This window comes from Roseinatronobacter sp. S2 (assembly GCF_029581395.1).
Lineage (GTDB): Bacteria > Pseudomonadota > Alphaproteobacteria > Rhodobacterales > Rhodobacteraceae > Roseinatronobacter.
In genome coordinates, this window is the sequence record NZ_CP121113.1 from 1,898,377 (window position 1) to 1,914,507 (window position 16,131).

The following is a 16,131-nucleotide window of genomic DNA, read 5'->3' on the forward strand; positions in this document are numbered from 1 at the left end:
TATGTAAATGTGAATTACATTCACCAACCATGAAAAGGGGTACGACATGACAACAATGACAGCGCCGATGTCATGGGCCCGTCAGGCAGAAGCTTGGCTTGACGGCTTTGGCAAGGCAGGCTGGATCACCGCGATGGTGCTGGCCTTTATTCTGTTCTGGCCACTGGGGCTTGCGCTTCTGGCTTATATGATCTGGGGAAAACAGATGTTTGGAAAATCCTGCCGCACAAAAGCCCGTCACGGGGCCACAATGATGCGTTCTTCCGGCAATTCGGCATTTGACGCCTACAAGGCAGATACGCTGCGCCGGCTGGAAGATGAACAAACCGCGTTTGACACATTCCTGCACCGGTTGCGCGATGCCAAGGACAAAGCGGAATTCGACCAGTTCATGGAAGATAACCGCCGCAAGCGCGACGCATCCCAAACGGCGGCAGACCCGCTTTAAGGGCATGCCGCGCATTCCTGTCGCGATATTATGATCCTGAAAGGCCCCGATCTTGCGACGGGGTCTTTCTTGCATCATGCCATTTGCCCGAAAGCTGCGCGCGGGCGCAACATCTGCCATGATAATTCAGCCCAAGGTTAAAACACCGGTTGGCAGTGCGTTCTGACTGACCTAGTGTGCCCTTGTAAAACAGAGGATCAGGAAGCCCGCCATGGCCAGATCCCAGCTTGGGGTTCAGACGCAGTTTTCCCGACCGGTCCGCCAGATTGTGATGATGTTTCTTGTCATTGTTCTGGTTGCGGTGGGAACATATTTTGCCCTGCCACGCGTGGCAGGTATTTTCCTTGCGAATATATGGCTGAACGGATTCATCTTTCTGGTGTTTGTCATTGGCGTGCTTGCCACGTTCTGGCAGGTGATCCAGTTGAACCGGTCCATCGTCTGGATCGAAGGGTTTGCCGCGGGCACCCCCGGTCATGATGCGACAGTTCCGCCTGCGCTGCTGGTGCCACTGGCGGCACTGTTGCGGGGGCGCGGGCATGGCAGCCAGATCAGTTCCAGTTCGGCAGGGTCTATCCTTGATTCCGTGGCCACGCGGCTGGATGAATTGCGCGACATCACGCGCTATATCATCAACCTGTTGATTTTCCTTGGCTTGCTTGGAACATTTTACGGGCTTGCAACCACCGTTCCTGCGGTGGTCGACACAATCCGCTCGCTTGCCCCCGAAGCCAACGAGACGGGCATACAGGTGTTTGAAAACCTGATGAGCGGGCTTGAAGCGCAGCTTGGCGGCATGGGAACGGCGTTTTCGTCATCCTTGCTGGGGCTTGCAGGATCGCTGGTTGTGGGGTTGCTGGAACTGTTTGCGGGCCATGGGCAGAACCGGTTTTACCGCCAGCTTGAAGAATGGCTCAGCTCCATCACGCGCCTTGGTATGGCAGGGACCGATCCCGAACAGGGCGGCGAAATGGGCGCGGTTGTGCACGTTCTGGACGCGATGGCCGAACAGATGGAAGCGATGCACCGCCAGCAGGTTCAGGCCGATTTTGAACGCGGCCAACTGGATCAGGCGCTGGGATATCTGGTGCAGGCCATTGACCGGCTGGCCGAAGGCGGGCTTGGCGGGAGGGATGCGCAGGATGCATCCGTGGTGCTGGAACGCATTGCCACCGCACAGGAAGAACTTCTTGGCTATTACCGTCAGGATGCGGTCGAGGGCGGCCCCCATGCCGAAGCTGAAATCAGGATGCGTTTGCGCAATATTGACGGGCAGCTTCTGCGTATTTCCGAAGAACTGTCTGCGGGTCGTCTGGAAACAACGGCTGATTTGCGGTCCGATCTGTCTAACCTGACAATGGCAGTGCGCCAGTTGTCGCGCGCGGGATTTGGCGTGCGCCGCGACGGGGGGGCGTAACCCATGGCGCTGGCACGCGGCAGGGGCCAGCGGCGCGAAGTCAGCGGCGCAATATGGCCGGGCTTCGTCGATGCGATGACCGCGCTGCTGCTGGTGCTTATGTTCGTGCTATCGATCTTCATGATCGTGCAGTTTGTTTTGCGCGACACGATCACCGCACGCGAAACCGAACTTGAAGGTCTAAGTGCCGAAGTTGCCAGTCTGGTCGATGCACTGGGATTGTCGCGCGCGCAGGTGTCAACACTGGAAGGGCAGGTGTCCGGCCTTGAAGGCGATCTGGATGAGGCCCGCGCCCTGATGGCCGCGCAACTGGCCCGGATCAGCGGTTTGTCGCGTGACCTGACCGCGAGAGAGGCAGAACTCAGCAGCGCACAGGCGCAGATTACCCAGTTTGAAGCACAAGTGGCCGCCCTGATTGGCGAGCGCGACAGCGCACTTGCGCAAGGGGAAGAACTGACCGCCGATCTGGCAGAGTTGGAAGCGGCGCAGCAAGTGCTGATATCTGAACAGGAAGCCATGGAACTGGCCCTTGCGCGCCTGCGTGACGAGTTGGATGCAGAAGCGCAGGCCGCGCGTCTGGCTGCCGCCCGCGCCGACGCGGTGGAAGCGGCGCTTGCGCAGGCGCAGGCAGATGCGGCATCGCAGGAAGCGTCCCTGGCGCAACTGGTGCAACAGCTGGCCGCGTCCGAGGAAGCACGCCTTGCCACTGCCCGGGACCAAAGCGCGCTGGAGCAGGATCTGGCCGCCGCGCGCGAAGAACTGGACGCTGCGCAGGCCGCGCGTCTGGCCGAAGCCGCCGCCGCCGAAGCGCTGCGTGCGCGGCTGTCAGATGTGGAAACCGCATTGACCGAAGAAGAACGCCGCCGCCTTGCAGATGCCGCCGCCGCGCAGGCCCTGCGTGACCGTCTGGCGCAGGCAGATACCGAACTGACCGCCATGACCTTGCAACTGGAAGCGGAACGCGCGCGCGCCGAAGAAACCCTGACCCTGCTGGCCGCCGCACGCGCCGCACAAGCCGATCTTCAGGCCGATCTTCAGGCCGAACTGTCCGAACGTGAACGTCAGGCCGCATTGCGCGCCGCCGCGCAATCCGCCCTGTCCGACGCCGAAGCCCAATCCGCCGAGGACCAGCGCAGGCTGGAATTGCTGAACCAGCAAGTTGCATCGCTGCGCGGGCAGGTGGGCGGCTTGCAGGATTTGCTGGGCGAGGCGCGCGCGCGTGAAGATGCCGCCAATGTCCAGATTGAAAGCCTTGGCGCGGATCTGAACCTTGCATTGGCGCAACTGGCTGCCGAGGAACGCCGCCGCGCAGATATGGAAGCGGCCGAGCGTGAAAGGCTGGAGCAGTTCCGTTCCGAATTCTTCGGACAGGTGCGGCAGGTTCTGGAAGGGCGTTCCGGCGTCGAGATTGTGGGCGATCGCTTCGTCTTCTCATCCGAAGTGCTGTTTGAACTTGGCTCTGCCGATCTGGCGCCTGCGGGACGCGCCCAGATCGGCAACGTCGTGTCAATTCTGCAAGAGGTTGCAGATAATATTCCGTCGGGCATTGATTGGGTTTTGCAGGTCGACGGGCACACCGACAATCTGCCCATCGCGCCCGGCGCGGAATTTGCCGACAACTGGGAGCTTAGCCAGGCCCGCGCGCTGTCAGTGGTGCGCTACCTGACCGAGGTGATGGGCTTTCCGGCATTCCGGCTGGCGGCAGCTGGTTTCGGCGAGTATCGCCCCGTCGACCCTGCCAACACCGCACAGGCGCGGGCGCGCAACCGCCGTATTGAGCTGAAACTGACCGAGCGCTGATTGCGCGGATGATTCTGCCGTGCTGATCGCCGGAGTGATGACGCGCCTGCCTATATGGTGTGCCATTGTATACAGTTTTATGCCAAAATGCCCGATGTGGGCGCAATCAGCATGGCTTACAGGGGTCGTGGCCCTTGCGTGATTGCTGCGAAGGGACTAGGCAGTGCGGGTCACACAAACGATCCGGAGATCACTGATGACCAGACCCAAAATTGCACTGATCGGCGCTGGACAGATTGGCGGCACACTTGCCCATCTGGCTGCGATCAAGGAACTTGGCGATGTAGTCCTGTTCGATATTGCCGATGGCACACCGCAGGGCAAGGCGCTTGATATTGCTGAATCCGGCCCTTCCGAAGGGTTTGATGCGGCACTGAAGGGCACCACCGATTACGCCGATATTGCAGGCGCGGATGTCTGCATTGTCACCGCCGGTGTTCCGCGCAAACCGGGCATGAGCCGCGATGACCTGCTGGGCATTAACCTGAAGGTCATGAAATCGGTTGGCGAAGGGATCCGCGATCACGCCCCGAATGCCTTTGTCATCTGCATCACCAACCCGCTGGATGCGATGGTCTGGGCGTTGCGCGAATTTTCGGGCCTGCCGCATAACAAGGTCGTCGGCATGGCCGGCGTTCTGGACAGCGCGCGTTTCCGTCATTTCCTGAGTGTGGAATTCAACGTGTCCATGCGCGACGTCACGGCCTTTGTGCTGGGCGGCCATGGCGACACGATGGTGCCACTGGTGCGCTATTCGACGGTTGCGGGCATTCCGCTGCCTGATCTGGTGTCTATGGGCTGGACCACGCAAGACAAGCTGGACGCCATTGTTCAGCGCACCCGCGACGGCGGCGCCGAGATTGTGGGCCTGCTGAAAACGGGTTCGGCATTCTACGCCCCCGCGACCAGCGCCATCGAAATGGCCGAAGCCTATCTGAAAGACCAAAAACGCCTGCTGCCTTGTGCGGCCTATTGCGATGGCGAATTCGGCCTGAAGGGTATGTATGTCGGCGTGCCCACGATCATCGGCAAAGGCGGAATCGAAAAGATTGCCGATATCAAGCTGACCAAGGATGAACAGGCGATGTTCGACAGTTCTGTTGCTGCTGTGCGCGGGCTTGTTGAGGCATGCAAAGGGATTGATCCCAGCCTTGCCTAAGGCGTGCTTGAACTGCATTTTCTGACAGATACAAGGGGCCGCACCATAGTGCGGCCCCTTTGATATTTCTGACCGGCACGGCATTCGAGTGATCACGTTTTTGTGATGATAATGCTGTTAGCGGTATTTTGTGATCACAGTTTTTCAGCGTGTGATCACAAAATGCACATTTTCAGCCGATCCCGAAGGATTGCCGAAGTTATTCATTGTTTTTTGTCTGAAATCTGGCATGCACAGAAGGAGATAACACAGAAAATGGGACAGTTTCATGAATATTCATGAGTATCAGGCGAAGGGCCTTTTGCGCTCTTACGGGGTGCCCGTGTCGGATGGCCGCATTGTTTTCCGCGCAGAAGAAGCCAAAACCGCCGCGGGCGAGCTGGACGGGCCGCTTTGGGTCGTCAAGGCGCAGATCCACGCAGGTGGCCGCGGCAAAGGGCATTTCAAGGAAGCATCCGCCGGTGAAAAAGGCGGCGTGCGTCTGGCAAAATCTGTCAGCGAAGCCGAAGAAATGACCAAGCAGATGTTGGGCCGCACATTGGTGACACACCAGACCGGACCGGCAGGCAAGCAGGTCAACCGCATCTATATCGAAGACGGATCAGATATTTCGCGTGAATTGTATCTGGCGCTTCTGGTGGATCGTGTGACCAGCCGCATCAGCTTTGTCGTGTCGACCGAAGGTGGCATGGACATTGAGGAAGTGGCGGAATCCACGCCCGAGAAAATCCTGTCCTTCAGCGTCGATCCGGCAACCGGCATTCAGGGGTTCCACGGTCGCCGCGTGGCGTTTGCGCTGGGACTGGAAGGCAAGCAGGTCAAGCAATGCGTCGATCTGGTAAACAAGCTTTACAAGCTGTTTGTCGAACGTGATGCGGAAATGGTTGAAATCAACCCGCTGATCGTCACCACCGATGGCGACATGAAATGTCTGGACGCCAAGATGGGGTTCGATTCCAATTCACTGTATCGTCAGGCCGATATTCTGGCACTGCGTGACGAGACGGAAGAAGACCCCAAGGAACTGGCCGCCAGCAAATATGACCTGAACTATATCGCGCTGGATGGCGAGATTGGCTGCATGGTCAACGGTGCCGGTCTGGCGATGGCCACGATGGACATCATCAAGCTGTATGGTGCGGAACCCGCGAACTTTTTGGATGTGGGCGGTGGTGCGACCAAGGAGAAAGTCACCGAAGCGTTCAAGATCATCACGTCTGACCCCAATGTAAAAGGTATTCTTGTCAATATCTTCGGGGGCATCATGCGCTGCGACATCATCGCCGAAGGTGTGATTGCCGCCGTCAAGGATGTGGGCCTGCAAGTGCCACTGGTCGTGCGTCTGGAAGGCACGAATGTTGACCTTGGCAAGGATATCATCCGCAATTCGGGCCTGAATGTGATCGCTGCCGACAACCTGTCGGATGCGGCTGAAAAGATCGTCAAAGCGGTGAAGGGTTGAACGGGATGAACGACAAGTTCCATCCCATTTTGGTCGCGGAAGCAAAAAAGCGATTGCTCGAATTAATCTCCGAGCGTGGTGGGCATCTGTCGTTCGCGGAGCTAAACCGCCTTGAACCAAATTCACTTGGTGATCTCTGGTTTTCGTTATTTGATCATCCGAATATTCTGATGTGGGATCGACTTTCGCAACCGTATGCGCAGGCCATTTCAGAACTTCTTCAGAGTTCGTTGGTTCATGCACATCCTGCGACCGAGCTTACTTATATGTTAGATGGATTTGTGCCGAAGTTCCCGATCGCGAAATCCATAGAAACCTACAGAGAGCCTCATTGGTTTCCGATGACGCTCCATAACGAACCATTGGAGGCTTAAATGGCCGTTCTCGTAGACAAAAACACAAAGGTCATCTGCCAGGGCTTCACCGGCTCTCAGGGGACATTCCATTCCGAACAGGCCATTGCCTATGGCACGAAAATGGTCGGTGGTGTCACGCCGGGCAAGGGGGGGCAAACCCATCTGGACCTGCCGGTGTTCAATTCCGTGCATGAAGCGAAATCGGTGACAGACGCGAATGCAACCGTCATCTATGTGCCGCCGCCCTTTGCCGCCGATTCCATTCTGGAAGCGATCGATGCGGAAATGGAACTGATCGTCTGCATCACCGAAGGCATTCCCGTTCTGGACATGATGCGCGTCAAGCGTGCGCTGATTGACAGCAAATCGGTGCTGATTGGCCCGAACTGTCCCGGTGTCATCACGCCGGATGCGTGCAAAATCGGCATCATGCCGGGCCATATTCACCGCCGCGGGTCGGTCGGTGTTGTGTCGCGGTCCGGCACATTGACCTATGAAGCCGTGAAACAGACCACCGATGTGGGGCTGGGCCAGTCCACTTGCGTCGGTATCGGGGGCGATCCTGTAAAAGGGACCGAGCATCTTGACGTTTTGGAATGGTTTTTGGCCGATGATGAAACCGAATCGATCATCATGATCGGGGAAATCGGGGGCAGTGCCGAAGAAGAAGCCGCGCAATTCCTGAAAGATGAAGCAAAACGCGGGCGGTCCAAACCCTGCGCAGGCTTCATTGCTGGCCGCACGGCCCCTCCGGGGCGGCGCATGGGCCATGCTGGCGCGATTGTTGCTGGCGGCAAAGGTGGTGCTGACGATAAGATCGAAGCGATGAAAAGCGCCGGTATCATCGTTGCCGACAGCCCCGCCGGTCTGGGCGAGGCTGTGCTGAAAGCGATTGGCAAATAAACCGATCCCGCCAAGGGGGACAAAACATGACCATAACGCAAGCCATTCAGAATGGTTTTCGCAACGCGTTTACATTTTCGGGGCGATCACGTCGCCCCGAATACTGGTTTTTCTTTGCTTTTGTCTTTGGCGGGGCGGCTGTGCTGAGTGTGCTTGAGCTTGCCATTCGCGGAACTACCGGCGGGCTTGTGTTGCGCGCGTTCCAGATCATCGTGTTTGTGCCGTTTCTGGCCGTGGGCTGGCGCCGGTTGCAAGATACCGGCCGCCCCGGTTGGTTCCTGCTGGTGCCATCCGCGATTGTTGTGGCCAGCACGTTCGTCTCCGGCTCGGTGTTCCAGCATATGATCGGCATTATTCTGTCCCCGTTCGGCCTTGCTGCGCGGGGCGGGCCTGATGGGATTGTGGGTGTTATGTCCATTGTTCAGATACTGGCTGGTCTGGTTATCGTGTTCTGGATGTCACGTTCCAGCCAGCGTGGGCCGAACACCTATGGCCCTGAACCGCGCGTGCATTGACGCGCATAATCTTTACCGTAGCACAAAGGTGCTGACATGAATGACCAAAGCCCGAATGAGCAGTTGAACGCGCAGGATTTCCTGCAAGGGCATAATACCGATTATGTAGAAGCGCTTCAGGCAAAACATGCGGCGGACCCGTCTTCGGTTGACGCGGCCTGGGCGGAGTATTTCAAGGCCTTGGGCGAAACCCAGGACGATGCGACACGCGCTGCCGCTGGCCCCAGCTGGGCGCGCCGCGACTGGCCACCTGTGCCAAATGATGATCTGACCGCCGCACTAACCGGGGAATGGCCGGTTGTTGCTGCGCCGAAAACCGCCGCCAAACCGGTCGCTGGCGAAGGCGATGCCGCCGCGCAAAAGATCACCGCCAAGGCCGCCGAAAAAGGGGTCACCCTGACCACCGAACAGGTGCGCGGTGCGGTCCTTGACAGCTTGCGCGCGCTGATGATCATTCGCGCCTACCGTATTCGGGGCCATCTGGTTGCCGATCTGGACCCGCTGGGCCTGCAAAGCGAAGAACCACATCCCGAACTGGACCCGCGGTCTTACGGCTTTACCGAAGCCGACATGGACCGCCCGATCTTTATCGACAATGTTCTGGGGCTGGAAGTCGCATCGCTGCGCGAAATTATCGACATTCTGCAGCGCACCTATTGCGGCACATTCGCGTTGCAGTTCATGCATATTTCCAACCCCGAACAAGTGTCATGGCTGAAGGAACGCATCGAGGGGCTGGGCAAGGAAATCCAGTTCACCAAGCGCGGACGCCGCGCCATTCTGGACAAGCTGGTGCAGGCAGAAGGCTTTGAAAAATTCCTGCATGTCAAATACATGGGCACCAAGCGTTTCGGACTGGACGGGGGCGAAGCGGTCATTCCCGCGATGGAACAGATCATCAAACGCGGCGGTGCGCTGGGTGTGCGTGAAATCGCAGTCGGCATGCCGCATCGGGGCCGACTGAACATTCTGGCCAATGTTATGGCGAAGCCTTATCGCGCCATTTTCAACGAGTTTCAGGGCGGCAGCTTCAAGCCCGAAGATGTCGACGGGTCGGGTGATGTGAAATATCACCTTGGCGCATCGTCGGACCGCAAATTTGACGGAAACACCGTGCATTTGTCGCTGACGGCCAACCCGTCGCATCTGGAAGCGGTGAACCCTGTTGTTCTGGGCAAGGTGCGCGCCAAACAAGACCAGATCGGCGATGCAGAACGCCGTCAGGTTCTGGGTGTGCTGCTGCATGGTGACGCGGCCTTCGCGGGGCAGGGTATCATTGCCGAAGGGTTCGGGCTGTCGGGTCTGCGCGGTCACCGCACGGGTGGGACCATCCATCTGGTCGTGAACAACCAGATCGGGTTTACCACGGCACCGCATTTCAGCCGCTCGTCGCCCTATCCCACAGACATTGCCCTGATGGTGGAAGCGCCGATTTTCCACGTCAATGGCGATGACCCCGAAGCGGTGGTGCATGCCGCCAAAGTGGCCACGGAATTCCGCCAGAAATTCCTGAAGGATGTGGTCATTGACGTGTTCTGTTATCGCCGTTTCGGCCATAACGAAGGCGACGAGCCGATGTTCACCAATCCGGCCATGTATACCCGTATCAAGAAGCATAAATCGACGCTTCAGCTGTATACCGAACGTCTGGTCGCAGACGGGCTGATTCCCGAAGGTGAAATTGACGATATGAAGGCCGCGTTTCAGGCGCATCTGAATGATGAATTTGAAGCCGGAAAAACCTATAAGCCCAACAAGGCCGACTGGCTGGACGGGCGCTGGTCCCACCTGAACCGCGAGGGCGAGGAATACCAGCGCGGTCAGACATCGATTCCCAGCGAAACACTGGCCGAACTGGGCGGGGCGCTGACGCACTATCCCGAAGGGTTCAACATTCACAAGACTGTTGTGCGCCAGCTGGAGGCCAAGAAGGAAATGTTCGCGTCCGGGCGCGGGTTTGACTGGGCCACAGCCGAAGCACTGGCGTTCGGATCACTCGTGACCGAAGGGTATCCTGTGCGCCTGTCAGGTCAGGATTCCACGCGTGGCACTTTCAGCCAGCGCCATTCTGCCTTTATCGACCAGCAGACCGAGGATCGCTACTACGCCTTGAACAATATCAAGGAAGGGCAGGCGCGTTTTGAGGTCATCGACTCCATGCTGTCGGAATATGCCGTTCTGGGGTTCGAATACGGCTATTCGCTGGCCGAACCCAATGCGCTGGTGATGTGGGAAGCGCAGTTTGGCGATTTCGCCAATGGTGCACAGATCATGTTTGACCAGTTCATCAGTTCCGGCGAAAGCAAATGGTTGCGCATGTCCGGTCTGGTCATGTTGTTGCCGCACGGATTCGAAGGGCAGGGGCCGGAACACAGTTCCGCCCGGCTGGAGCGTTTCTTGCAGCAATGCGCACAGGACAACTGGATCGTTGCGAATTGCTCGACGCCCGCAAACTATTTCCACATTCTGCGCCGCCAGATTCACCGCAGCTTCCGCAAGCCGCTGGTGCTGATGACCCCGAAATCACTGCTGCGCCACAAGCTTTGCATTTCTGAAGCCGCAGATTTCACCGAAGGGTCCAGCTTCCACCGTGTGCTGTGGGATGATGCCCAAAAAGGCAACAGCACCACCGAACTGGTGGCAGATGACAAGATCAAGCGTGTGATCATGTGTTCGGGCAAGGTGTATTACGACCTGCTGGAAGAACGTGATGCGCGCGGGATTACGGATATATATCTGCTGCGCGTGGAGCAATTCTATCCCTTCCCGGCAATGGCGCTGCTGAAGGAACTGGAACGCTTCCCCAATGCAGAAGTGATCTGGTGTCAGGAAGAGCCGAAGAACCAGGGTGCCTGGAGCTTCATTGAACCAAATATCGAATGGGTTCTGGGACGTCTGAAAGGGGCCACAAAACGCCCCCGTTATGTGGGGCGCACAGCCAGTGCCTCGCCTGCGACAGGGCTTGCCAGTCAACATAAAGCACAACAAGAAGCGCTCGTGAATGAAGCGCTGACAATCGAGGGATAACAAGACCATGTCCACCGAAGTTCGAGTGCCCACACTGGGCGAAAGTGTTTCCAAGGCGACTATTGCAACCTGGTTCAAGAAGCCCGGTGACGCGGTTGCGGTCGATGAAATGCTGTGTGAACTGGAAACCGATAAGGTGACCGTCGAAGTGCCCTCGCCCGTGGCAGGCACATTGGGCGAGATTGTCGCGCAGGAAGGCGACACTGTGGGCGTCGATGCGCTGCTGGCCATGATCAGCGAGCCGGGTGCTGCGGAAACCCCCAGCAAAGCCCCCAAGGCGGATGCAAAACCCGCTGAGGCCCCGCAGCAGGATGCGGGCGAGAGCGTGGACGTGATGGTCCCCGCTTTGGGCGAAAGCGTATCCGAGGCCACTGTCGCAAGCTGGTTCAAGAAACCGGGCGACGCGGTCGAACAGGACGAAATGCTGTGCGAGCTGGAAACTGATAAAGTGTCGGTCGAAGTGCCTGCGCCCGCATCGGGTGTTCTGGCCGAGATCCTGGCAGAAGAAGGCAGCACAGTTGCCGCAGGCGGCAAGCTGGCGGTGATTTCCGGCGGTGCGGTGGCATCACCTGCGGCAGGCGCGCAAGCCCCTGCGGCCACGTCCGGTTCCGCCGGGCGCGATGTCGAAGACGCACCATCTGCCAAGAAGCTGATGGCCGAAAAGGGGCTGTCCGCCGATCAGGTCACGGGAACGGGCCGCGACGGGCGGATCATGAAGGAAGACGTGCAGAAGGCAGCGGCGGCCCCAGCGGCGCAGCCTACGGCTGCACCGGCTGTGCCCACCCCTGCCGCTGCCCCGCGTGCGCCGGTTGCCGCAGATGATGCGGCGCGCGAAGAGCGTGTGAAGATGACGCGTCTGCGCCAGACCATTGCACGCCGCCTGAAGGATGCGCAGAACACCGCCGCCATGCTGACCACCTATAATGAAGCCGACATGGGCGGCATCATGGAGTTGCGCAAGGAATACAAGGACCAGTTTGAAAAGAAGCATGGCGTGAAGATGGGCTTTATGTCCTTCTTTGTGAAAGCGTGCTGCCATGCGCTGAACGAAGTGCCCGAAGTGAATGCCGAAATTGACGGCACCAATGTGGTTTACAAGAACTACGTCCATATGGGTGTCGCCGTCGGCACGCCCAACGGGCTGGTCGTGCCGGTGCTGCGCGATGCGCATAAGATGGGCTTTGCCGAAATTGAAAAGCGCATTGCCGAAATGGGCAAACGCGCGCGGGACGGCAAGCTGTCGATGGCCGAAATGCAGGGCGGCAGCTTCACCATTTCCAATGGCGGGGTCTATGGCTCGCTGATGTCGTCGCCCATTCTGAACCCGCCGCAATCGGGTATTCTGGGGATGCACAAGATTCAGGAACGCCCGATGGTTGTCGGCGGCCAGATCGTTGCGCGCCCGATGATGTATCTGGCGCTGTCCTATGACCACCGGATTGTCGACGGCAAGGGTGCCGTGACCTTCCTTGTGCGCGTGAAAGAAGCGCTGGAAGACCCGCGGCGGTTGTTGATGGATTTGTGAGAAAACCATTAATACCTTTGGCGCGCTAACGGGCGCGCCAAAGGTATGGCTTGGGGGTGTTTTTGATGACCGGTGAAGTAAGCTTCGATGAAAAAGTTCGGCTTGAACATTTTCGGTCGGGTATCGACGCTGTACGGGAAGTAGGGATACTCGCGCTCAAGACAATCATTACCCTAAACAGTGGCGCATTCGTAGTATTGCTCACATTTATTGGTAATGCGGCTGCTCAATCAAAATTTATGGTGCCGTTGGATAAACTCCAATGTTCCATGTACGCATTTCTATGCGGAATCGCTCTAAGTTTTATCGCAATAGCCTATACTTACTTTGTTTCGCAAAGCCTTAGCCCTTACCCTCTTCCAGAGAAGCGGACGGATGGTTGGTTTGTTCCAATTGTTATTTTGATAACGGGGTTGGCGGTGGCGGCCTTTTTGGTAGGTGTAATAACGGTGATTCATAACGTGATGGTCGTGGAAAACGTGGTGGTCATGGAATGACCCCCGAACTTACAGTCCTCACTCTCGCGGCGCTTCTGCAAATGGCGCAGTATATCCTGTTTGCCGTTCCTGCGAACCGTGAACTGGGCACACGCTACACAGGCGGGTCGCGTGATTTTGCGCCTCCAAAACCCCTGTCGAAACGCACTGCCCGGCTGCAACGCGCGCTCGACAACCACTTCGAGGGGCTGATCATCTTCGCCATCGCCGTGATCGTGGTGACCTTCACCAAGATCACCACCCCTTTCACCGCCGCCTGCGCCTTCATCTATCTTGCTGCCCGCATCCTCTATATCCCGGCCTATGCTTTTGGCCTGAACCCGTGGCGCTCGCTCATCTGGGGCATCGGTTGGGCGGCCACATTGCTGATGCTGATCGCGGCGCTGTTCTGATGCTTCATTCTGGCAAAAATATCCTCGGGGGGTGCGGGGGACAGCCCCCCCCTCTTCGCCTGAAAAAAGGAGACACCTTATATGTCCTACGACCTTATCGTTATCGGCGCTGGCCCCGGCGGCTATGTCTGTGCCATTCGTGCAGCCCAGCTTGGCCTGAAAGTGGCCTGTGTGGAAGGGCGTGACACGCTTGGCGGCACGTGCCTGAATGTGGGCTGCATCCCGTCCAAGGCGCTGCTGCACGCAACCCACCAGCTGCATGAGGCCGAGCATAATTTCGACGCCATGGGCCTGACGGGGGCGAAACCCAAGGTCGATTGGAAGAAAATGCTTGGCTATAAGTCCGATGTGATCGGGCAGAACACCAAGGGGATTGAATTCCTGTTCAAGAAAAACAAGGTCGACTGGATCAAGGGCTGGGCGTCAATTCCTGCCGCAGGCAAGGTGCAGGTCGGCGACAAGACTTATGACGCCAAAAAAATTGTCATCGCGTCGGGGTCCGACTCCAGCCCGCTGAAAGGTGTGGATGTGGATGAGAAGGTGATCGTCACCTCGACCGGCGCGCTGGAGCTGGGCAAGATCCCCAAGAAAATGGTGGTGATCGGCGCAGGCGTGATCGGGCTGGAAATGGGGTCGGTCTTTGCGCGTCTGGGTGCAGAAGTGACAGTGGTTGAATATCTGGATCGTATCATTCCCGGCAATGATGCCGAAGTTGCCAAGAGTTTTCAGCGGCTTCTGGCCAAGCAGGGGATCACGTTCATTCTGGGCGCGGCGGTTCAGTCCGCGACAGCCACGAAAACCAAGGCCACTGTCACCTATAAACTGCGCAAGGATGACAGCGAACACAAGCTGGAGGCCGACACTGTGCTTCTTGCCACGGGGCGGCGTCCATTGACCGAAGGGTTGGGGCTGGACACGCTGGGTGTCAAACTGACCGAACGCGGCCAGATCGCGACCGACAAGCACTATAAAACCAGCATTGACGGGGTGTATGCGATTGGTGACGTCATTGAGGGGCCGATGCTGGCCCATAAGGCCGAGGATGAAGGCATGGCGGTCGCCGAGATTATCGCGGGGCAGGCGGGTCATGTGAATTACGGTGTCATCCCCGGTGTCATCTATACCTGGCCAGAGGTGGCGTCGGTGGGCGAGAACGAAGAAACCCTGAAAGAGGCAGGGCGCGCCTATAAGGTCGGCAAGTTCAGCTTCATGGGCAACGGCCGTGCCAAGGCGAATTTCGCAGGCGACGGTTTCGTGAAAATCCTGGCCGACAAGGACACAGACCGCATTCTGGGGGCGCATATCATTGGTCCCTATGCGGGCGATCTTATCCATGAAATCTGTGTCGCAATGGAATTTGGGGCCGCAGCCGAAGATCTGGCGCGCACCTGCCATGCCCACCCGACCTATTCGGAAGCCGTGCGCGAAGCTGCACTTGCCTGCGGTGACGGGGCGATACACGCGTAACTGTCAGCCGCAGATTTTGCGGACGACGCATGACGCGTGGTGGATAGTCCAGCCCCTGATCCGGTCGGGGGCTGGTTGTTTTTGGGGATTGCCGTATCGCGCAACGCAGCGCGGCTTGACTTCCCTTGGTGGCGCAGGGATGTTTGCGCTGTAGAAACTACAGCGGCGGCAGTCCAGCATCCTGTTGCTTCAGGGAGCGAAGCTGTTCTGGCCTTGAAATCCGGGCCAACTACCAGAAATGAAAACGGTTTTTCAGGGCCACCAGACTAGGAAATGTGACATGCTGAACGGAATAGACCCCCGCATTACCCCCGAATTGTTGTATGCTCTGGCCGCCATGGGCCATGGTGATCAACTGACGATAGTGGATGCAAACTATCCCGCGCATACAGCCGGATTGAACTCGGATTGGGGGCATTGCCTTGACTTTGGCGGCACATCGACAGACGCGCTACAGGCCATTCTGACCCTTGTGCCGATAGATCAGTTTGATCGCGAGCGTCCGGCGGTCAAGGCGATGCAGCAAGTTGACGCGCCCGATACGCACGCTGAAGCGGTCGCGCAGGCGATGGGCATTATCCGCGCATTCGGGCATGACATCGCCATGACCGAACGCTTCGCCTTTTACGAGGCGGCGGCAGACTCCTTCGTGATTATTCGCACACAGGAACGTCGTCTGTATGGCAATTTCATACTGCGCAAAGGCGTGATTGAATAACCCATCGCAGGTAACACGGCCTTCCGTGTTCTCATGGTTTCAACCGTAAGCGGCGGCCACGCCACATAGATTTTCTGTTGCGCGGGGCTGGCCTTGGTTTTGATCCGGATCCGGTGCAACCAGCTCTCAGGGAGTCCCGGACGAGGTTATTTTGTGGGGACGAGATCCCCAAAAGGATGATATCGATCCCGATGTGACAACTGCACGGTTGCGCGTCCTTGCTGCTTCATCCCAAAGCAGCGTGTACCTATCAGAGTCGGCAGGGATTCTTGAGAGCGCAGCGAACCCAAGGTCAAGGTTGTGATGATGCCAAAGCATGCGTGCAAAAGTCTTGGTCATCCGGGTCACTAAATCCGTGATCCCAAAATTCCAGCGTGAACGGCCAGAGACCGCGCGCCCTGCGTGCAGGGCGTGATGATCTTGTCGCCCGCGCCGTCCTGCCCGA

14 protein-coding genes are annotated in these 16,131 nt (G+C 58.0%); all 14 read left to right on the forward strand.

What is annotated here, in order from left to right; all coding sequences use genetic code 11:
- The first annotated feature begins 46 nt into the window (after positions 1-46).
- The 14 genes from P8S53_RS09035 (at position 47) to P8S53_RS09100 (ending at position 15,686) form a co-directional block, all read left to right on the forward strand.
- A complete protein-coding gene (locus tag P8S53_RS09035; protein WP_277803636.1) occupies positions 47-448 on the forward strand; it encodes a DUF2852 domain-containing protein in 402 nt (133 codons plus the stop codon).
- A gap of 211 nt (positions 449-659) precedes the next feature.
- Positions 660-1,865 carry a hypothetical protein gene (locus tag P8S53_RS09040; RefSeq protein WP_277803637.1) on the forward strand — a complete coding sequence of 402 codons (1,206 nt, stop codon included), beginning with the start codon at positions 660-662 and terminating at the stop codon, positions 1,863-1,865.
- Between the two features lie 3 nt (positions 1,866-1,868).
- Positions 1,869-3,665 (forward strand): peptidoglycan -binding protein, encoded by a 1,797-nt coding sequence (locus P8S53_RS09045; protein WP_277803638.1) that lies wholly within the window; start codon positions 1,869-1,871, stop codon positions 3,663-3,665.
- A 196-nt stretch (positions 3,666-3,861) separates the two neighbouring features.
- Entirely contained in the window at positions 3,862-4,824 is a 963-nt protein-coding gene (gene mdh / locus P8S53_RS09050; RefSeq protein WP_277803639.1) for a malate dehydrogenase, read from the forward strand.
- Between the two features lie 268 nt (positions 4,825-5,092).
- Complete coding sequence (sucC, locus tag P8S53_RS09055; protein ID WP_277803640.1) at positions 5,093-6,286, forward strand: ADP-forming succinate--CoA ligase subunit beta; 1,194 nt, start codon at positions 5,093-5,095, stop codon at positions 6,284-6,286.
- 5 nt (positions 6,287-6,291) lie between these two features.
- Positions 6,292-6,660 carry a hypothetical protein gene (locus P8S53_RS09060; RefSeq protein WP_277803641.1) on the forward strand — a complete coding sequence of 123 codons (369 nt, stop codon included), beginning with the start codon at positions 6,292-6,294 and terminating at the stop codon, positions 6,658-6,660.
- The gene (gene sucD / locus P8S53_RS09065) at positions 6,661-7,545 is read left to right on the forward strand and encodes a succinate--CoA ligase subunit alpha (RefSeq protein ID WP_277803642.1); all 885 of its coding nucleotides are present in this window, start codon (positions 6,661-6,663) and stop codon (positions 7,543-7,545) included.
- A gap of 26 nt (positions 7,546-7,571) precedes the next feature.
- Positions 7,572-8,060, forward strand: coding sequence for a DUF805 domain-containing protein (locus P8S53_RS09070; RefSeq protein ID WP_277803643.1), 489 nt, complete (start codon positions 7,572-7,574; stop codon positions 8,058-8,060).
- 36 nt (positions 8,061-8,096) lie between these two features.
- Positions 8,097-11,087: a 2-oxoglutarate dehydrogenase E1 component gene (locus P8S53_RS09075; RefSeq protein ID WP_277803644.1), complete on the forward strand. Its 2,991-nt coding sequence runs from the start codon at positions 8,097-8,099 to the stop codon at positions 11,085-11,087.
- 7 nt (positions 11,088-11,094) lie between these two features.
- The gene (gene odhB / locus P8S53_RS09080; protein ID WP_277803645.1) at positions 11,095-12,612 is read left to right on the forward strand and encodes a 2-oxoglutarate dehydrogenase complex dihydrolipoyllysine-residue succinyltransferase; all 1,518 of its coding nucleotides are present in this window, start codon (positions 11,095-11,097) and stop codon (positions 12,610-12,612) included.
- A gap of 65 nt (positions 12,613-12,677) precedes the next feature.
- On the forward strand, positions 12,678-13,109 hold the full coding sequence (locus P8S53_RS09085; protein ID WP_277803646.1) for a hypothetical protein: 432 nt from the start codon (positions 12,678-12,680) through the stop codon (positions 13,107-13,109).
- The gene (locus P8S53_RS09090; protein ID WP_277803647.1) at positions 13,106-13,501 is read left to right on the forward strand and encodes an MAPEG family protein; all 396 of its coding nucleotides are present in this window, start codon (positions 13,106-13,108) and stop codon (positions 13,499-13,501) included. The genes P8S53_RS09085 and P8S53_RS09090 overlap by 4 nt, the downstream gene beginning before the upstream one ends.
- 81 nt (positions 13,502-13,582) lie before the next feature.
- Positions 13,583-14,968 carry a dihydrolipoyl dehydrogenase gene (lpdA, locus tag P8S53_RS09095; RefSeq protein ID WP_277803648.1) on the forward strand — a complete coding sequence of 462 codons (1,386 nt, stop codon included), beginning with the start codon at positions 13,583-13,585 and terminating at the stop codon, positions 14,966-14,968.
- Positions 14,969-15,248: 280 nt separating this feature from the next.
- Positions 15,249-15,686, forward strand: coding sequence for an RbsD/FucU family protein (locus P8S53_RS09100; protein WP_277803649.1), 438 nt, complete (start codon positions 15,249-15,251; stop codon positions 15,684-15,686).
- The last annotated feature ends 445 nt before the right edge of the window (positions 15,687-16,131 follow it).

Excerpts from the sequence above, each read along its gene's own strand:
- P8S53_RS09035 (WP_277803636.1), top strand. The coding sequence starts at position 47 with ATGACAACAATGACAGCGCCGATGTCATGGGCCCGTCAGGCAGAAGCT.
- P8S53_RS09040 (WP_277803637.1), top strand. The coding sequence starts at position 660 with ATGGCCAGATCCCAGCTTGGGGTTCAGACGCAGTTTTCCCGACCGGTC.
- P8S53_RS09045 (WP_277803638.1), top strand. The coding sequence starts at position 1,869 with ATGGCGCTGGCACGCGGCAGGGGCCAGCGGCGCGAAGTCAGCGGCGCA.
- mdh (WP_277803639.1), top strand. The coding sequence starts at position 3,862 with ATGACCAGACCCAAAATTGCACTGATCGGCGCTGGACAGATTGGCGGC.
- sucC (WP_277803640.1), top strand. The coding sequence starts at position 5,093 with ATGAATATTCATGAGTATCAGGCGAAGGGCCTTTTGCGCTCTTACGGG.
- P8S53_RS09060 (WP_277803641.1), top strand. The coding sequence starts at position 6,292 with ATGAACGACAAGTTCCATCCCATTTTGGTCGCGGAAGCAAAAAAGCGA.
- sucD (WP_277803642.1), top strand. The coding sequence starts at position 6,661 with ATGGCCGTTCTCGTAGACAAAAACACAAAGGTCATCTGCCAGGGCTTC.
- P8S53_RS09070 (WP_277803643.1), top strand. The coding sequence starts at position 7,572 with ATGACCATAACGCAAGCCATTCAGAATGGTTTTCGCAACGCGTTTACA.
- P8S53_RS09075 (WP_277803644.1), top strand. The coding sequence starts at position 8,097 with ATGAATGACCAAAGCCCGAATGAGCAGTTGAACGCGCAGGATTTCCTG.
- odhB (WP_277803645.1), top strand. The coding sequence starts at position 11,095 with ATGTCCACCGAAGTTCGAGTGCCCACACTGGGCGAAAGTGTTTCCAAG.
- P8S53_RS09085 (WP_277803646.1), top strand. The coding sequence starts at position 12,678 with ATGACCGGTGAAGTAAGCTTCGATGAAAAAGTTCGGCTTGAACATTTT.
- P8S53_RS09090 (WP_277803647.1), top strand. The coding sequence starts at position 13,106 with ATGACCCCCGAACTTACAGTCCTCACTCTCGCGGCGCTTCTGCAAATG.
- lpdA (WP_277803648.1), top strand. The coding sequence starts at position 13,583 with ATGTCCTACGACCTTATCGTTATCGGCGCTGGCCCCGGCGGCTATGTC.
- P8S53_RS09100 (WP_277803649.1), top strand. The coding sequence starts at position 15,249 with ATGCTGAACGGAATAGACCCCCGCATTACCCCCGAATTGTTGTATGCT.